The sequence below is a fragment of the Streptomyces sp. HUAS MS02 genome, assembly GCF_055702265.1.
The window spans coordinates 8838251-8854783 of sequence record NZ_CM146747.1 but is presented as its reverse complement, the minus strand read 5'-3'; the positions used below and the strand labels follow the sequence as shown (position 1 = coordinate 8854783).

The 16533-nt window shown below is 72.1% G+C and carries 16 protein-coding genes; 4 read left to right on the top strand and 12 right to left on the bottom strand.

What is annotated here, in order from left to right; translation table 11 throughout:
- The first annotated feature begins 30 nt into the window (after positions 1–30).
- Positions 31–897 (top strand): alpha/beta hydrolase fold domain-containing protein, encoded by an 867-nt coding sequence (locus ACZ9QC_RS38230; protein ID WP_472917283.1) that lies wholly within the window; start codon positions 31–33, stop codon positions 895–897.
- A 68-nt stretch (positions 898–965) separates the two neighbouring features.
- Here ACZ9QC_RS38230 and ACZ9QC_RS38225 read toward each other — a convergent pair whose 3' ends face one another.
- From ACZ9QC_RS38225 to ACZ9QC_RS38195, 7 genes are all read right to left on the bottom strand, one after another.
- Positions 966–1490 (bottom strand): TetR/AcrR family transcriptional regulator C-terminal domain-containing protein, encoded by a 525-nt coding sequence (locus ACZ9QC_RS38225; RefSeq protein WP_472917282.1) that lies wholly within the window; start codon positions 1488–1490, stop codon positions 966–968.
- A gap of 157 nt (positions 1491–1647) precedes the next feature.
- Positions 1648–2973 (bottom strand): amidohydrolase family protein, encoded by a 1326-nt coding sequence (locus ACZ9QC_RS38220; RefSeq protein WP_472917281.1) that lies wholly within the window; start codon positions 2971–2973, stop codon positions 1648–1650.
- Positions 2970–4568 (bottom strand): FAD-dependent oxidoreductase, encoded by a 1599-nt coding sequence (locus ACZ9QC_RS38215; RefSeq protein ID WP_472917280.1) that lies wholly within the window; start codon positions 4566–4568, stop codon positions 2970–2972. Before ACZ9QC_RS38215 ends, ACZ9QC_RS38220 begins: the two co-directional genes overlap by 4 nt.
- Entirely contained in the window at positions 4565–5470 is a 906-nt protein-coding gene (locus ACZ9QC_RS38210) for an alpha/beta fold hydrolase (protein ID WP_472917279.1), read from the bottom strand. The genes ACZ9QC_RS38215 and ACZ9QC_RS38210 overlap by 4 nt, the downstream gene beginning before the upstream one ends.
- Before the next feature lie 19 nt (positions 5471–5489).
- A complete protein-coding gene (locus ACZ9QC_RS38205; protein WP_472917278.1) occupies positions 5490–6323 on the bottom strand; it encodes an alpha/beta fold hydrolase in 834 nt (277 codons plus the stop codon).
- A 730-nt stretch (positions 6324–7053) separates the two neighbouring features.
- A complete protein-coding gene (locus tag ACZ9QC_RS38200; protein WP_472917277.1) occupies positions 7054–7644 on the bottom strand; it encodes a 3'-5' exonuclease in 591 nt (196 codons plus the stop codon).
- A 63-nt stretch (positions 7645–7707) separates the two neighbouring features.
- Positions 7708–7863, bottom strand: a complete 156-nt coding sequence (locus tag ACZ9QC_RS38195) for a hypothetical protein (RefSeq protein WP_472921997.1) — start codon at positions 7861–7863, stop codon at positions 7708–7710.
- Here ACZ9QC_RS38195 and ACZ9QC_RS38190 point away from each other — a divergent pair.
- Entirely contained in the window at positions 7852–8232 is a 381-nt protein-coding gene (locus ACZ9QC_RS38190; protein ID WP_472917276.1) for an antibiotic biosynthesis monooxygenase family protein, read from the top strand. The two genes, ACZ9QC_RS38195 and ACZ9QC_RS38190, sit on opposite strands and share 12 nt — an antisense overlap.
- On the opposite strand, the gene ACZ9QC_RS38185 is transcribed toward ACZ9QC_RS38190, so the two are convergent.
- Both ACZ9QC_RS38185 and ACZ9QC_RS38180 read right to left on the bottom strand, forming a co-directional pair.
- The gene (locus tag ACZ9QC_RS38185) at positions 8192–8782 is read right to left on the bottom strand and encodes a hypothetical protein (protein WP_472917275.1); all 591 of its coding nucleotides are present in this window, start codon (positions 8780–8782) and stop codon (positions 8192–8194) included. The two genes, ACZ9QC_RS38190 and ACZ9QC_RS38185, sit on opposite strands and share 41 nt — an antisense overlap.
- 98 nt (positions 8783–8880) lie before the next feature.
- Entirely contained in the window at positions 8881–9273 is a 393-nt protein-coding gene (locus ACZ9QC_RS38180; protein ID WP_472917274.1) for a nuclear transport factor 2 family protein, read from the bottom strand.
- 179 nt (positions 9274–9452) lie between these two features.
- Here ACZ9QC_RS38180 and ACZ9QC_RS38175 point away from each other — a divergent pair, with 179 nt between their 5' ends.
- Positions 9453–10028 (top strand): PadR family transcriptional regulator, encoded by a 576-nt coding sequence (locus ACZ9QC_RS38175; protein WP_472917273.1) that lies wholly within the window; start codon positions 9453–9455, stop codon positions 10026–10028.
- Here ACZ9QC_RS38175 and ACZ9QC_RS38170 read toward each other — a convergent pair.
- From ACZ9QC_RS38170 to ACZ9QC_RS38160, 3 genes are all read right to left on the bottom strand, one after another.
- Positions 10025–10858 carry an SGNH/GDSL hydrolase family protein gene (locus tag ACZ9QC_RS38170; protein ID WP_472917272.1) on the bottom strand — a complete coding sequence of 278 codons (834 nt, stop codon included), beginning with the start codon at positions 10856–10858 and terminating at the stop codon, positions 10025–10027. The genes ACZ9QC_RS38175 and ACZ9QC_RS38170 overlap by 4 nt on opposite strands.
- A gap of 147 nt (positions 10859–11005) precedes the next feature.
- Positions 11006–13699, bottom strand: a complete 2694-nt coding sequence (locus ACZ9QC_RS38165) for a winged helix-turn-helix domain-containing protein (protein WP_472917271.1) — start codon at positions 13697–13699, stop codon at positions 11006–11008.
- Between the two features lie 129 nt (positions 13700–13828).
- Positions 13829–15541 carry an IlvD/Edd family dehydratase gene (locus ACZ9QC_RS38160; protein ID WP_472917270.1) on the bottom strand — a complete coding sequence of 571 codons (1713 nt, stop codon included), beginning with the start codon at positions 15539–15541 and terminating at the stop codon, positions 13829–13831.
- A 49-nt stretch (positions 15542–15590) separates the two neighbouring features.
- Here ACZ9QC_RS38160 and ACZ9QC_RS38155 point away from each other — a divergent pair, with 49 nt between their 5' ends.
- Positions 15591–16415 (top strand): IclR family transcriptional regulator, encoded by an 825-nt coding sequence (locus ACZ9QC_RS38155; RefSeq protein WP_472917269.1) that lies wholly within the window; start codon positions 15591–15593, stop codon positions 16413–16415.
- The last annotated feature ends 118 nt before the right edge of the window (positions 16416–16533 follow it).

Below are 16533 nucleotides of genomic sequence, written 5' to 3'. Positions count from 1 at the left end.
GCTTCGCGGTGCCAAGAAGGAGAGCCGGACATGAGCAGTCCCCAGATGCACGTAGTCGCCGCGTTCATGCGGTTGGTCCTCAAACGCAAGACGGCCCCGGACCCCGTGGCCGCGTCGAAGGAGCCACCTCGTCCGCCCGCCAAACTGGTACAGCGGCACGACGTGAGATCGCGCAGCATCGACGGTTTCGCATGCCACACCGTCAGTCCGCGCGGGCGCCGGGCGCAGCGAGCGGTCGTCTATCTGCACGGCGGCGCCTACGTCAAACACCTCTCGCCCCCGCACTGGCAGTTGATCTCGCAGCTTGCGGATGCCGGTGTACGCGTCGAGGTGGCGCACTACGGGCTGGCGCCGAAGTACACCTACCGTGACGCCTATCCCTTCGTCACCACCGTCTACCGCGACCTGCTCGGCGACCTGGACGCCGGCCAGGTCACGATCATGGGCGACTCCGCCGGCGCGGGCTTGGCTCTGGGCGTGGCGCAGAGCCTGGTCGGCTCGGGTCTGCCTCAGCCGGCCCGACTGGTACTGATCTCTCCCTGGCTGGATCTGACTTTGACCAACCCTGCGATTCCCGAGGTCGAAGCCCGAGATCCGTTTCTCACCACCAGCGGCCTGCTCGTGGCCGGACGTGGCTGGGCAGGTGGGGACGACCCCGCCCACCCCAGGCTCAGTCCCGTCAATGGCCCGCTTGCCCCCCTGGCGCCCATCGACGTCTACATCGGCACTCGCGACTTGTTCTACCCGGACGTCCTGCGCCTGGAAGAACGGGCTGCTGCGGAAGGGGTGGCCGTGCATGTCACGGTGTGCGACGGGGCGGTCCACGCCTACCCGCTCGTCCCCGCTCCCGAGGGGCGTGCTGCGGCCCGCGCCATCGTGCGATCGGCGGCCTCCTGAGCGGGTGAGAGGCGATCTTCAGCCGACGTCGGGCGGGCCCTCGCCCCGCTGTTCGAGAGCGGTGTTGGTCAGGTACGGGCGGCAAGCCTGGCTTCGACGCCGTGGAGAAGCGACTGCAGTCCGAAGGACACATACGGGCGAGGGGTGGCTGCGAGGGCGGCGCCGATCGCGAACGTGACGACGCTCTGGGCGGCTTGCTCGGCATCCCGCCTGGTGAGGCCGGACGCCTCGCAGACCGCGAGCAGGTGCTCGTCATGACGGTCCCTGGCCGGGCCGTCGAGAGGCTGCATGGTCATGGCGGCCAGCAGCCAGGGGTGCCTGAGAAGCATCGAACGCAGGTTGTCGGCCATGGACAGGAGGGCCGGACGCCATTCGAGGCCGTCGAGAGCGGGGAGAGGTGTCTGCCCCCAGACGGTGTCAGCGGCCAGCAGGAGCAGATCGTGTCGGCTTTTGATGTGCCAGTAGAGTGCCGCCGCGGTGATGCCGAGACGGCTGCCGAGTCTTCGCATGGTCAGACTCTCGATGCCGCCCTCGTCCAGAAGGGCGATGGCTGCCTGGATGATCTGCTCCTGGTGCGGGGCGTCGTGGGGCATCCCCACGATAGGCGGCACGGGGCTGCTCACGGCACCTTCTTGCTGTGGGAACGAGGCCGCGGTGTGCGGCTCTGAGGGCGCGTGGCCATCGCGCCGACGAGGACGGGGTGTCGTACGCGTCGGCGCGCGGTTCATGCGTCGGGGCCGTTGCTGTATGTCAGCCGGGAGAGCCGGCGGGCCTGATGCCGCGCAGCAGCCGCTCTCCGGACTCGCGCAGTTGGTCCTTGACCTCGTCGAGGCCGGATGTGAGCAGGACGTGATCGCGTTTGCGCCAGGTGCCGGCGACCATCACGGCTTCGATGTTGGCGATGTCGGCGTGCAGGACCGTGGCGACCGGGTCGTGCGCCGGCCACAGGTTGAGCGCCCGCGCGTCGACGGCGACCAGGTCGGCCTGCATGCCCGCCTCGATCCGGCCCACCCTGTCCGCCAGGCCCAGTGCCTTCGCTCCTTCGACCGTGGCCCAGGCAAGCGCCTGTTTGCTCGTGACGGACGGCGTGTTGGCGTACATGCCGGTCGTCTGCCGGTGGTGGGCGTGGTCCAGGCCGCGCTGGTGGGCCAGCGCGATCCGGGCGGCGGTGAGGACCGTGCCGGGTACGGCGGTGTCGATGTCGGTGCCCAGGGAGGGGGCCACGCCCAGGCTCAGCAGGGATCCGGTGATGGGTGTGCCGTGTCCCTGGCCCAGTTCGTTCTCCGGGGTGGTGGTGAAGGTGACACCTGTGTCGACGAGCGTCTTCAGCCAGTCCTCGGGCAGGTCGGCTCCGTGCACGACGTTGGTCAGGGGGCTGAACAGCCCGGCGTTGCGCACGGCTTCCCAGCCGGGTGAGGGTTCGCCGCCGCTCTGGTGCATCGAGACGACGAGGCCGCGTTCCGCGCCGGCCCGGAAGTCGGCCACCGCGGTCTCGGGGGAGGAGTACTGCGGCCCCTGGAGGGCCATGCCCAGGGTGAGGAGGGCGTGGTCGCGGACGGGGCCGTCGAGCAACCGGTCGATCTCGGCGAGCGGGTGGGGTGTGTCCGGCGAGCGGTAGGGCGTGCCGTGCAGGAAGACGGCGCGGATCCCGGCCCGGACCAGTCCCTCGACGGCCGCGTCGGCGTGCTCGGGCGACAGGGCGTTGTGACACCAGTCGCCCACGGTGGTCGTACCGCAGTTGAGCTGGCTCAGGGCGCCGGCGAGATTGCTGATGTGCATGTCGGCCGGGGTGTACTGACCGACGCACTCGCCGTGCAGGTGGGTGAGGTACTCCATCAGCGTCCAGTCGGCGCCCGCGGAGCGCAGCGCGGTCTGCCAGGTGTGCAGATGGGCGTTGACCAGGCCGGGGATGAGGACGCGGCCGGAGAAGTCGACGACCTCGGCGTCGGGCGCCTCGATGGTTTCACCGACGGCGGCGATGGTCTCGCCGTCGACGAGGATGTCGACCTGCTCGGCGTCCGGCCGGTCCGGCGTCATCGTGATGACCTGCGCCCCGCACAGCAGTATGCGGCTCATTCAGTGGCCCCCGAACCGGGGGAGGTGTGGCTCTGCTGGGACATGGTGCGGCTCCTTGCCTGGGGCGTCATTGCCCGCACGGCGGCTTGTGTGGTGGTGAGGAAATCCCGAGTGGCGATGTGCCCGATGTAGCCGTCGGGACGGATCAGCAGCAGAGTGTCGCCGGTCAGGCCATAGGCACTCCGCAGCGTGTTCTTGGGGTCGGAGAAGGCGCGGCCGTCGCCCGCGGCCGATCCGACGGTGAGCCGCTTCAGCTGGGCGCCCGCCGTCGGCCAGTCGAGGAGTTCGAGGTCCCGGGCGGCGCCGGGGCCGTAGGCGACGGCGGTGAAGTGCGGCCCCTGGAAGAGGCTGAACAGGCGGGTCTCGACTCCGTCGGCGCCGAGCAGCCGGGCGTCCGGGGCGCGGTCGCCCACGTGCAGCGTGCTGGTGCCGCCGCTGTCGCCGTCGGCGGGGGCGAGCGGGCCGCCGTAGTAGGTCAGGGCGAGCTGCTGCTCGTCCTTGCCGCGCTTCATGCTGGAGGGGTCGAGCTTGGCGATGCCGCCCCACTTCTCCGTGGACAGTCCCAGGACCCTGGCGGCGATCGGCTGCCGCTCGGCCTCGTAGGTGTCCAGCAGGGCCGGGTCGGCTCCGGCGAGGACCTGGCCGAGCTTCCAGCCGAGGTTGTAGCCGTCCTGCATACCGGTGTTCAAGCCCTGGGCACCGGCCGGGGTGTGGACGTGCGCGGCGTCGCCGACGAGGAAGACACGTCCGCGGCCGTAGTGCTGCGCGAGACGGATGTTGGGCCGGAACACGGACGTCCAGTGGATCTCGTGCAGCTGGATGTGCCGGTTGCGGGTGTGGGAGTGGATCCGGTCGATGATGGCGCCGATCCCCTGGGGCGGCTTCTCGTCGGGCGTGAGCCGAATCATCCACTGGAACATGTCGCTGTGGGGGATCGGGCAGGCGCCGACGAGCTTGCCGCCCAGTCCGGGCCACATGTGCCACCGGTTGCGGGCCAGGCCACTGACGGAGGCATCCACGATCAGTACGCGGTCGGCGTCGTCCGTCGTCCCTGCGAAACCGATGTCGAGCTGCTTGCGCACCACGCTGGAGCCGCCGTCGGCCCCCACCGCATAGCGGGCGACGATCTCCTCGACCCCGTCCGCGCCCACCACCTTGGCGACCACCGTGTTCTCGTCCTGCGTCAGCTCGGTCAGCTCCTTGCCGAACTCGACCTCGCGGCCGAGCTCACCGAGCCGGGCGTGCAGGGCGCGGTCCGTGCGGAACTGCGGGATGAGCCAGGTGTTCGGGTACGGGACGTCCGGGGTCGCGTCTTTGTGGGGGAACATCTTCCACGGCACACCGATGGGTCCTGCGTGGATCCCGAGCTTGGGATAGATGTCGCCGCCGGCCAGCACATCGTCGAGAGCGCCCAGGTCTTCGAGGACTTCGAGGCTGCGGGGCTGGATGCCCTTGGCGCGCGAGCCGTCGAAGGCGTGGGGGGACCTGTCGACGATCCGGACGTCGAGTCCACGGCGTACGAGGTCGATCGCCAAGGCGGAGCCCGAGGGGCCGGCGCCGACGATCAGGACGTCGATGGCCTGCGGACTGTTCATGAGTCGAGCCTTTCGGTGCGTGCGGACACGAACGGGACGAGCTGGTCGGCGACGTCGCAAGGCCGTTCGAATGGGGCCATATGCCCGCATTTATTGATTACATGATGTTTCTGGGGCTTCAGCAGAGCGCACGCTGTGTCGAAGTGCGCCAGCGGCGTGACGTTGTCCTCGTCGCCCCACAGCAGCAGCGTCGGAATGCCCAGCACCCCCGTCCGCCGGAAGAGGTCGTCCCGGCCGGTGACAGGCAGGTGCTGGAGGGTGTCGAAGACCGCGTACAGCGAGCCCTCGAAGCGGAAGGCGTCGAGAACCATCTCGGTCAGTTTCGCGCCGAGTTCGGGGTCGCGGACGTTGTGCCCGAGGTGCCCCTGGAGCAGCTGAAGGCCGCGCCGGCGGGCGACCACTCCGGCCAGCAGATCGCTGCGCAGCAGCCGGTCGGGGGAAGTCAACCGCGGTTTCGCGAGACCGGCGGGTCCGACGATGGTGAGTGTGGACACCGACGAGCGGTACTGGGCGGCGTACGTCATGCCGACCAGCGCGCCCATGGAGGTGCCGACCAGGTGCAGGGGCCGCGCCGTCAGGCCGAGCCGGTCCGTCAGCTCGGCCAGCTGCCGCGTGAACAGCGTCTCGTCGTATCGCGCCTGTACCCGGTCGGAGTAGCCGCGGCCGTAGGCGCTGCACGTCAGAGTGCGCAGCCCACGGGCGTGCAACTCGCTGACGAGGCCGTCCCAGTAGAACAGCGGGATGGTCAGACCGCCCGCCATCAGGACCACGTCCCCGTCCTCGGGCCCCGTCAGCTCGTAGTGGGTGACGCCGTCGGACAGCTCGATGAAACTGCCACGCAGCGCCCCCCGCGAGTCGGCGGTGAGCTTGCGGTCCTCGCCCGAGGCGACGAAGTACTTCATGGAACGGGCCTCCTTGCCCTCAGTGCGTGGGGGTGTCGGCACAGGAGCCGAGGAACTTCGCGATCGCGTCCGCGACCCACTGCGGTTCCTCCTCCGGCAGCAGATGTCCGCCGTGGGGGTGGACGTGCTCCTGGGCGTCGGGGATGTCGCGGGCGAAGTGCTGGCCGTCGATGCTCGCGCTGCGCAGCACCAACGTGGGCACCGTGATGCGGGGGATCTGCGCGCTGCGGTCCGGCTGGTCGGTGTTGCAGAAGTCGACGAAGGCCGAGCGGTTGCCGGGGCGGCTCATGAGCTGATGGGCGCGGTCCACCATGGCGTCGTCCACGATCTGCGAATGCGGCCCGACGGCCTCGCGCAGGTTGCGCTCGATCGCCCCGCGCGGCATCACCCGCCTCAGCAGGGGCCGCACCAGCGGGTTGCGGGTCAGGCGCATCCCCGCGGGCACCGTCTTCTCCGGGTAACCGGTGGCATTGACCAGTACCAGGCCGGTCAGCCGCTCCGGATGATCCAGCGCGACGTTCCAGGCGATGTTGCCGCCCAGGGAATTGCCGCCCGCCGCGTAGCGCGGCACGCCCAGCGCCTCCATGAAGCCCGCCACCGTCGCGGCGTACGCCGGGACGCGGTAGTCGCGGTCCTTGCGCGGCCCTGTCAGTCCGAACGCCGGCAGGTCGGGACGGATGACATCGAACGAATCCGACAGCAGCTCCGACGCGCGGTCGAAGTGCTGCAGGGACGAGGCACTGCCGTGCAGCAGCACGAGTGCCGGGCCGTGCCCAGCACGCTTGTAGTGGATCCGCAGGCCGTCCACCTCGACGAACCGGGAATCGGGCTGGGGCTCAGACCAGGTACTCATAATGGCTACACTGTTACCGATATGACGGTCGTGTCAAGAGGAAGTCCCCGCGTGTTACGGCCAGGGGGGTCTTGAGCGAGGAGATGGATCAGTGGGCGCGCCGCGCTGCCGGTCGTCCGCCGGTCCCGCCGGACCGGATCGTCGCCCTGGCGCTGCGGATCGTCGACGAGGAGGGAGCGGAGGCGCTGTCGATGAGGGCCCTGGCCGAGCGCCGCCCGGCTGCCGGCCGAGCAGATTCCCGTCGGCCCCAACGCGATGGAACTGCGGGAGCGCTGGGTCGCCGGCCTGCTCAAGGCGGGATTCGAGGCCTCACTGGCCACGCGCGCGTATGTGACGCCGGTTCGGTACGTATGTGGCCTGGCGATACTGCTCAACCATGAGAACGGCGCCGGTGGGCGGCGGAGTCGGTCGTTGCCCTGCGGGGCGTGGATCCGGCACAGTTCCCCGCTGTCCTCTCGGGTCGGCCGCGACGCCACTGGGCGACACCCGGACAACGCCCACGACCGATGGGCCGCTGCCCCATCCCAGCCCAGAAGCCGTAGCGGCGCCTCACCCGCCACGGGGGAGCCGAATCACTGGGGCTGCTCACACCGGCGCGGCTGCCCGACGGCTACCGGGACCACGGAGAGCAATGGTGAGTCCTGTGCCCACGGCCAGCAGGACCAGGGCCCGGATCACGACCTTGGCGACCGCCGGGCCACCCCCGCCACTTGGGGGGAGGCGAAGCCGGCTACACCACCGTGGCCGCCGGGGTCGGCCATGCCCCGCGGTCCACCAGGTCGAGGACGAGTGCCGCGATGTTCCACGCGTCGTCCTCGCCGCGGTGGTGGCGTCCTTCGAGGGGCAGCCCGGCGATCCGCAGGGCGTGGCTCATGCCGGGCTTCTTGCGCAGCCCGTACGCCGCGGCGAACACGGCCTTGGCATTGGTGTGCGTGCGCTCCGTCGGACAGCCGAACGGGTAGGCCACCCCGTCGGCCTGGCTCTGCCGGGCGAACTGCAGCCGGTCGTACTCGCCCCAGCTCGCCCAGGGGCGCTCGGCAGCCTGGTGCTCCTCGACGAGGATCCGGCACGCCTCGGCGAAGGAGACGCCCCTGTCCACCTCGGTCTGCGTCAGACCGGTCAGTTCCGTGCAGAAGTCACCGACGGCCGACCGGGCGGGGCGGACCAGGATCCGGTGCCGCGACACACGGCTCCGTGCCGACACGTCCACGACGGTCAGACCGATCTCGATGATCTCGTGCACGGAGCCGGGCGGCGGTTGCCCGTCCCAGCAGGTGGCTTCCACATCGATGACGTTCAGCAGGGCGGGATCGTGACGCATGGGGACGAGGTTAGGGACGTGTGCCCGGGTCCGGCACCTGGATTTCTGGGGCCGAGGGGCGGGTCAGCGCACGTCCGCCAGGCCGGCGGCGAACGTCGTGCCGTCGGTCGGGTCGATGAGGAGGAATGAGCCGGTGCGGCGGGAGTCGGCGTAGGAGTCGAGAGCGACCGGGCACGCGTGTCCGGCCGCCCGCCGTACGGTAGCGCCATGAGCGATCACTCAGAAGCAGCTGTCGCACCCGTCGAGGCCTACGAACCCCCTTACTACGTGGCTGTGTTCACCACCGTGCGGACCGAGGATCAGGACGGCTACCCCGAGACGAACGCGCGCATGGAGGAGCTGGTGAAGTCCATCCCCGGATACCTCGGGATGGACCACGCGCAGACCCCCGGCGGGCTGGGCATCACCGTCAGCTACTTCCGTGACGCCGACGCACTGACACGGTGGCGTACCGACCTCGAGCACCGCGCGGCGCAGAAGCGCGGGCGTGCCGAGTGGTACCAGAGCTACTCGCTCCACGTGGCGAAGGTGGAGCGGAGCCACGGGTTCACGCGAGCGGAGGCCCCGCCGGACCCGGCGCAGGGCTGACCGGCGGACCGGAGCGGGCGGCGGTGTCGTCGAGCACCGCCGCGATGTCGCCGGCCGACTCGGGCGTGAGCCGGTAGAACCCCTGAAGGCTGACCGCGCGCTGCAGCCGTCCGTCCGCCACGTACTTCAGGCCCCGGGTCTGTCCTCGGCGATTGCGCCAGGTCAGACGTCCGAGGAGGTCGCCGGGTATCGGCATGTCGAAGCGCACCGGTGTGGCGTCCACGTGCACGGCCTCGGCCCCGCAGCCGCCCGCGCCGAGCGCCGACCACGCGTGGTGTCCGGGGAACCCCGGGTCGCTCCAGGTCGCCGGAGCGGCGCCGCAGCACTCGCGCCGCTCTCTGTCGACCACGCGCATCCGGCTCACCACCAGCACCTCGCCCCGGTTCACGTGCAGCGCGTACACCTCGTCGTCGGGGCGGGCGCCCGACCATGCGGGGAGCGAGGAATGGACACCGCTGAAGGCGACGGGCGGGCGCTCACCCTCGCGCCCCGCCGTGCGCAGGGCACGGCACGTGTCATGGGTCCACAGGACCGTGAAGGCATCGGACATGCCGAGATCGTACGAACGGGCACTGACAACCCGGGCCGGAGCAGCGCCCTCGGGGTGCCCTGGTCCGCGGGCGGCCGGCGCCGGCGAGGGACTCGTGGTCAGCCTTCGGCCGCCTCGCGGGCGATCTGCTCGAACTGGGCGCCCATCGCCTCGGACAGGGCCTGGGCGGCGGAGAGCGGGCGGACCATCACCGTGAACTCGTCGATCTTCCCGTCGTCGTCGAAGTGCAGGAAGTCGCAGCCCTGGAGCCGCTTGCCGGCGACGGTCGCGGTGAAGACGAAGGCGTGGTCGCGCCCGTCGGGGTTGGCGATCTCGCGGACGTACGTGAGGTCCTCGAAGACCCGGAACACACCCCGCAGGATCGCGGCGGTGATCGCCTTGCCCGGGTACGGCTTGAACGCGACCGGGCTGGTGAAGACGACGTCGTCGGCCAGCAGGGCGGCGACGGCCTCCATGTCCCCGCTCTCCACGGCCTTACGGAAGGCGTGCATGAACCCACCTCTCACACGGAGTTATACTCAATGAGTTGAGTATGTGATGTGGAGACTAGAGGGGTGCGGCACCCTTGTCCACAGGCGAAAGGGCGGGAGACGATCACCTCCTTGACTGATCACAACGCTGACGACCGCACGAATCACCGCACTGATCACAGCGCTGTTAGCGTGTGCTCATGGCTTTGCGGAACGCGGTGATGGCCGCGCTGCTGGAGGGCGAGGCGTCCGGATACGACCTCGCGAAGGCGTTCGACGCGACGGTCGCCAACTTCTGGATGTCGACCCCCCAGCAGCTCTACCGGGAGCTGGAACGCATGGAGGCCGAAGGGCTGGTCACGGCCCGCGTCGTCGAACAGGAACGCCGCCCCAACAAGCGCCTGTTCTCGCTGACGCGGGCCGGGCGCGAGGCCGTGCGCGCCTACACCGCCGAGCCGCCCGGAAAGCCGGGGGTGATCCGGGACGAGCTGATGGTCAAGGTGCAGTGCGTGGACGTCGGCGACAGCGAGGCGGTACGGGCCGCCATCACCCAGCGCATGGAGTGGGCCACCACCAAGCTCGCCCACTACGAGAGGCTGCGCCAACGCCTCCTCGACGGGCGCTCGGAGGAGGCCTACTTCACCGAGGCCGAACGCGTCGGCCCGTACCTCACGCTGCTGCGCGGCATGTCCCTGGAGCGGGAGAACCTGCAATGGGGGGACATGGCCCTGCGCAGACTCGACCAGCGCGCGACCGCGCCGCGCCCGCGCACCTAGGTCCGGTCGGCCAGGCCTTGGCGAAGGTCCTGGGCTGACGCCTGGTCAGTGGGTGTGGTCAGGGGTGTGAGGGTGGGTCTCTTGGCCTGACGGCCGTCGCCCGAGGATCGGCCGCGCAGACGGCGACCAAGCCAGGGGCCGAGGAAGGTGGCGATCCAGCGCGCCTCGGCTCCCACCGCCCGCCAGGCGGCGACGGGAGCCCCCTCGTCCGGCAGGGGCAGGGTCCAGGTGTCGTCGCTGCCCGGCAGGTCGAGCGCCTGGGCCATGGCGGCCGCGATGCGCTCATGCCCGAGCGGGCCCGCGTGCAGCCGGTCGGCGCTCCACAGCCGTGGGTCGGCCGCCGCGGGGTGCACCGCCGTCTCCGCGACCACCACGCCGTGACGGCCGGCGGCCTCCCGGACGCGGTCGTTGAGGGCGAGCACCCGGCGGGCGAGCGGGCGGGCCAGCGGGGAGATGCGCCCCACGTCGGGGAAGGTGAGGGTCGCGACGGTGGCGCCCTGGGCGGTGAGGGCGGCGAACATCGCCTCCAGATGGCCCGCCACCTCGTCGAGGTCGACGCGCGGGCGCAGCACGTCGTTGACCCCGGCGACCACGGTGGCGAGGTCGGGTCGCATCGCGAGCGCCGGGGCGAGCTGCTCGGCGCGCACCTCGCCGGCCTTGCGTCCGCGGACCGCGAGGTTGGCGTACCTGAGGCCGGGGTGGTGCCGGTCGAGCCGCTCGGCGAGCCGGTCCGCCCAGCCCCGTGGACCACGGTCGTCGTCACCGTCCCCGAGCCCCTCGGTCTGACTGTCGCCCAGGGCGACATAGCGCAGATACGCACCGCTCGGCACGGACCGACCGCCTCTCGTCGACGCCGTCGGCACAGCGACGGCCCCTCGTCATAGTCAACGATGAACCTAGGTGCATCGTTGACTATGACGATAGCAGCAGGCTCACGGCCGCACAGGGGGTGCCGGGACGCGGGACGAGCGCGGTCGTCAGAGGAGCCGCAGCTCGCGGGCACGACGTACGGCGTCGTTGCGGCGGTTGACCGCGAGCTTGCGGAAGACGCTCTTGAGGTGCGTCTTGACGGTGTTGACCGAGAGGCACAGGTCGGCGGCGATCTCCTCGGTGGACATCATCCGGTCCAGGCGCCGCAGCACATCGCGTTCGCGGCCGCTCAGCTCCTCCACGACCGGCGGCAGTTCCTCCGGTGCGGACGGCCCGGTGCGCGTGGACCGTCCCGATGGCTCGGGGGTGAGCCAGCCGGCCGCGAGACTCCGCAGTGGGGCGGTGCCGAGCAGCGGCCGGAGCCAGCCGCCGGCCTCGGCGAAGGGCCGGCGCAGCCGCTCGCGCCGGGCCTCCTGGAGCGCCTGGGCGACGAGTCGGCGCACGGCGGCCTGGTCGCCCAGGGCGTGCGCGGCCTCGGCACGGACCAGCAGGGCCCGTACGGTCACCGCCGGGCCGGTGGGGTTCTCTGGGCGCAGCCCGTCCAGCAGTTCGATCGCCGCGAGGGGCGTGCCCGCGGCCAGGCGGGCACGGGCCTCGCCCACCGCGCACACCGGCTGGTGGCCGGGCACGGAGCGCAGCAGTTCGGCGGCCGCCTCGGGCCGGCCTCGGGCGAGGTGCGCGGCGGAGGCGACCAGAGCCGTGTTGCCCTCCGCCCAGGGGGAGGCGACATCGGCGGCCACGGCCGCCTCGGCCGCCGCCAGGGCGGCCCGGGTGTCGCCGCGGGCCAGCAGCAGACGGGCGGTGGCGAGGGCCCGGCCGGCCTCGGTCACCGGGTCCCGCATCGCGGGCGGGGTGGCGGCCGCCGCGTCGAGATGGGCGCGGGCCAGCCGCAGTTCGCTCCGGTCGACGGCCACGGCCGCGAGGACGAGCCGTGCGACGCCGAACCCGGACGGCTGCGGCAGGCTGTACCGCTCGGAGACGGTCAGTGCCGCCATGGCCCTGCGTTCCGCCCTGCCGAGCCAGCCGTTCAGATAGTCGATGAGGGCCAGTCGGCCGAGGGAGTCCTCGCGCGGGAGCGCGGTCGACACGCCGTCGGAGCCCTCGGCGACCAGCGACAGGGCGGCGCGTGCCTCCTCGAACCGCCCGGCCCACAGCCGTGCGGAGCCCAGATGGGCGAGGAGCAGGGCGGTGAGTTCGGGGTGCCTGTCCAGGAGGTGGGCGGGGACCTGGTCGCGCAGCATCTCGGCGGTCCCGGCGGCCTGTTCCGCCCTGTCCGGTGAGCCGGTCAGCCGGGCGGCCAGCGTCTCCAGCAGCAGACAGCTCAGACGGGCCGCCGCCGGTCCCGGTTCGTCCTGGGCCCGCGCCCGGTCCTCCTCCCCCGCGAGGCTCCGTTCCGCGTGCCGCAGATGGGTCAGGCCCCGGTCGAGCTCGCACCGGGAGAGCTCACGGGCCGCCCGTACGAGGTCCGCGGCGGGGCTCGTGGCCTCGGGGTCCATGTGGGAGAACAGGTCGGTGAGGTCGTCGGAGCGCAGGCCGGTGAAGAGCTGGCCGATGGCGAGGTCGTCGACGAGGGCTCCGGCGGTGAACTCCCAGTCGCCCGCAGCGGCGCCGTGCCCGAGCGCCTCCACGAGCATGTCCGAGCGGAGCAGCCACCGGGCGGCCCGGCGGTGGAGCACGGGTTCCAGGCCGGGGCGGCGCATCCGCAGATGGGCGCGGAGGATCTCCCCGAAGAGGGGGTGCAGGCGGTACCAGGCGTGCCCCAGGTCCTCGACGAACGCGTTGCCTCGGTGCAGCCCGGCGAGGATGCCTTCGGCGTCGGAGCGTTCGGTGAGCGCGTCGGCCAGCTCGGGGCGGAACCGGTCCAGGACGCTGACCCGCAGGAGGAGGTCCTGGGTCTCGGGGGGCTGCCGTTGGAGCACTTCGGCGAGCAGGAAGTCGGCGACCGCCGTGCGTTCGGCCTCGAACCGTTTCAGATAGGTCTCCGGGTCCGGGTTCTCGCTCGCGGCCAGCGCGCACAGCCGCAGACCGGCCGCCCACCCCCGGGTGCGCTCCACGAGCGCCTCCGCGACGGGTACCGGGAGCCGCAGGCCGTGCAGGTCCAGCAGGACGGCCGCCTCCTCGGGCGTGAAGGCGAGTTCGGCGTTCCTGATCTCCGTGATGTCGCCGGCCGTCCGGTGGCGGTGCAGCGGCAGCAGGGGTTCAGTCCGGGTGACGAGGATCAGGCGGAGGCCGGACGCCGCGTGGTGCAGGACGAACTCCAGCTGGTCCGCGATCTCCGGGTCGGTCACCCGGTCGTACTCGTCGAGCACCACGATGACGGGCCGCTCCAGGGCGCCCAGTTCGGCGGCGAGCCGGGTCAGCAGGGTGCGGTCCACGCGGCCGGCGTCGGCCGGGCAGCCGATGTCGACCGGCAGGGGCACGCCGGCCGCGCGGAGCGCCTGGAGGACGTACGCCCAGAACATGCCGGGGCCCTGGTCGCCGGCCTCGGTGGTGAGCCAGGCGACCGGCCGGTCCCGCCGGGCCGCCCAGTCGGCGACCAGCAGGGTCTTGCCGGCGCCGGCGGCCCCGTTGACCACGGTCAGTGGTGTGCTCAGGGCCTGGTCGAGGTGGTCGTCCAGACGTTCGCGCCGCAGGAACGTGGCGGGCCGGGCCGGTACCGCGAAGCGGGTCGGCAGGAACGGATCGCCCTGGGGATCGGCGCGGGATGCCGACCCCTGCCCCCTCTCCCCGGACCTCACCATGGCGTTCACCACCACCAGTCGTCGGAACTCGGGCAGCGTTCCTCCTTCAGCATCCCAGCGTTCCCCCGTGTCCGCCCGTCGCACGGCCTCGAAGGGCGCACCGGGGCTCGGCGGAGCGCGGTTCCGGCGTCAGTGGGACTCGCGGCTCACCTCGGAGCCGCTGGAGCCGAGGAGGAAGTCGAGGTCGGCGCCGGTGTCGGCCTGGAGGACGTGGTCGACGTAGAGGCGTTCCCAGCCGCGGCGCGGTGCGGCGAACCCGTCGCGTGTGGCCCGGTCGGGCGTGCGCGCGGCCAGCTCGTCCGCGGGTACGTCGACGTCGATGCGGCGGGCCGCCACGTCCAGGGTGACGACGTCACCGGTCCGGACGAGGGCGAGCGGGCCGCCGGCCGCGGCCTCCGGCGCCACGTGGAGGACGACCGTGCCGTACGCGGTGCCGCTCATCCGGCCGTCGCAGACGCGGACCATGTCGCGGACGCCCTGTTCGAGGAGCTTCTTCGGCAGCGGCATGTTGGCGACCTCGGGCATGCCCGGGTAGCCCTTGGGTCCGCAGCCGCGCAGGACGAGGACGGAGTCGGCGTCGACGTCGAGGTCCGGGTCGTCGATACGGGCGCGGAAGTCCTCGATGGAGTCGAAGACGACGGCCCGGCCCCGGTGCCGCAGCAGGTGCGGCGAGGCGGCGGCGGGTTTGATCAGCGCGCCGTCGGGGGCGAGATTCCCGCGCAGGACGGCGATGCCGCCCTCGGCGACCAGCGGTTCGGCGCGGGTGCGGATGACCTCGGCGTCCCAGATGGGGGCGTCGTCGAGGAAGTCGACCAGCGGCCGGCCGGTGACGGTCAGCGCGTCGGGGTCGAGCAGATCGCGGACCTCCCGCAGGACGGCGAGCAGCCCTCCGGCCCGGTGCAGGTCCTCCATCAGGAAGCGGCCGGCGGGCTGGAGGTCGACCAGGACCGGCACCCGGGAACCGATGCGGTCGAAGTCGTCCAGCGTCAGGTCGACGCCCGATCGGCCCGCGATCGCCAGGAGGTGGACGACCGCGTTGGTGGAACCGCCGATCGCCGCCAGCGCGACGATCGCGTTGTGGAAGGACGCCTCGGTCAGGAAGGTGCCCGGCCGCCGGTCGGCGCCCACCATGTCCACGGCCAGCCGGCCGGTGTGGTGCGCGGCCTCCAGCAGCCGGCTGTCGGCAGCGGGGGTCCCGGCCAGACCGGGCACCACCGTGCCCAGCGCCTCGGCGACCAGCGCCATCGTCGACGCGGTGCCCATCGTGTTGCAGTGGCCCCGGCTGCGGATCATCGCCGACTCGGAGCGCAGGAACTGCTCCTGGGAGAGCGTGCCCGCCCGGACCTCCTCCGAGAGTTGCCACACGCCGGTGCCGCAGCCCAGCAGAGCGCCGCGGAAGGTGCCGTTGAGCATCGGTCCGCCGGGGACCACGACCGCGGGGAGGTCCACCGAGGCGGCGGCCATCAGCAGGGAGGGGATGGTCTTGTCGCAGCCGCCGAGGAGCACCACACCGTCGACCGGGTTGGCCCGCAGCATCTCCTCCGTGGCCATCGCGGCCATGTTCCGCCACAGCATCGCGGTGGGCCGCACGTTCGTCTCGCCGAGCGACACCACCGGCAGGTCCAGCGGGATGCCGCCCGCCTCGTACACGCCGTTGCGCACCGAGGCTGCGACCTCGTCCAGATGCGCGTTGCAGGGGGTGAGGTCCGAGGCGGTGTTGGCGATGGCGATCTGCGGCCGTCCGGTGAAGGCGTCGCCCGGCACGCCCCGTCGCATCCACGCCCGGTGGATATAGGCGTTGCGGTCCTGTCCCCCGTACCACTGCGCGCTGCGGAGCGTCACCCGGAGTCCCTTCCGACTATCGGTACGGCGGTCTACAGTCTGGAACGCGATGAAGCATACGCAGGCGTACGGGAGCGCGACAGACCCCGCGGAGGGTGGCCCGACGGGTGCCGGGGGCGGCCGACTCGTGGGGGCGGACCGGGTGTTGGCGGTCCTGAAGGAGCTGGCCGGATATCCGGGCGGGGTGGGTCTGGAGGAGCTGACCCGGGTGGTCGGCAGCCCCAAGCCGACGGTGCACCGGGCGCTGGTCGCGCTGCGCCGGGCCGGGCTCGCCGACCAGGACGCGCGGGGGCGGTACGGGCTCGGCGACGAGTTCCTGCGCATGGCCTTCGCGCACCACGAGGCGCGGCCGGAGCACGTCCGCGTCCGCCCGGTGCTGGAAGCCCTGGCTCACCGTTTCGGCGAGACCGCGCACTACGCGGTGCTCGACGGCCGGGAGGTCGTGTACCGGGCCAAGGCCGACCCGCCCGACGGCGCCGTCCGGCTGACGTCGACGATCGGCGGACGCAACCCGGCCCACACCACCGCCGTCGGGAAGCTGCTGCTCGCCGGGCGGCTGGGCACCCCGCCGGAGGTGGACGCGTGGATCGGCGGCTCGCCCCTGGAGCGTCGTACGCCCCGGACGCTGTGCACGGCCGCCGCGCTGCACCGGGAGCTGGCGGCCACCCGTGCCCGGGGCCACGGCGTCGACGACCAGGAGACCGAGACCGGGGTCAACTGCGTGGCGCTGCCGGTGTTCCTGACCTCGCCGACCGTCCCGTCCGGGGCCGTGAGCGTCAGCGCGCTCACCTTCCGGACCCCCCTGGCGGCCCTGGTCGGCGCGCTCGACGAGATCCGCGCGCTGCTCGGGCCCCTGGGCGAGCCGCACCGATGAGGCACGCACCTGTGAGGCTCCGCCCGGCACGCCGCTGAAGCTCGCGCACGCCCCCGCCCCCGCTGAAGACCCCGCCCGCGCCCGGCCCCGGCCGCCCGGCATCCGACCAGCCCTGGAG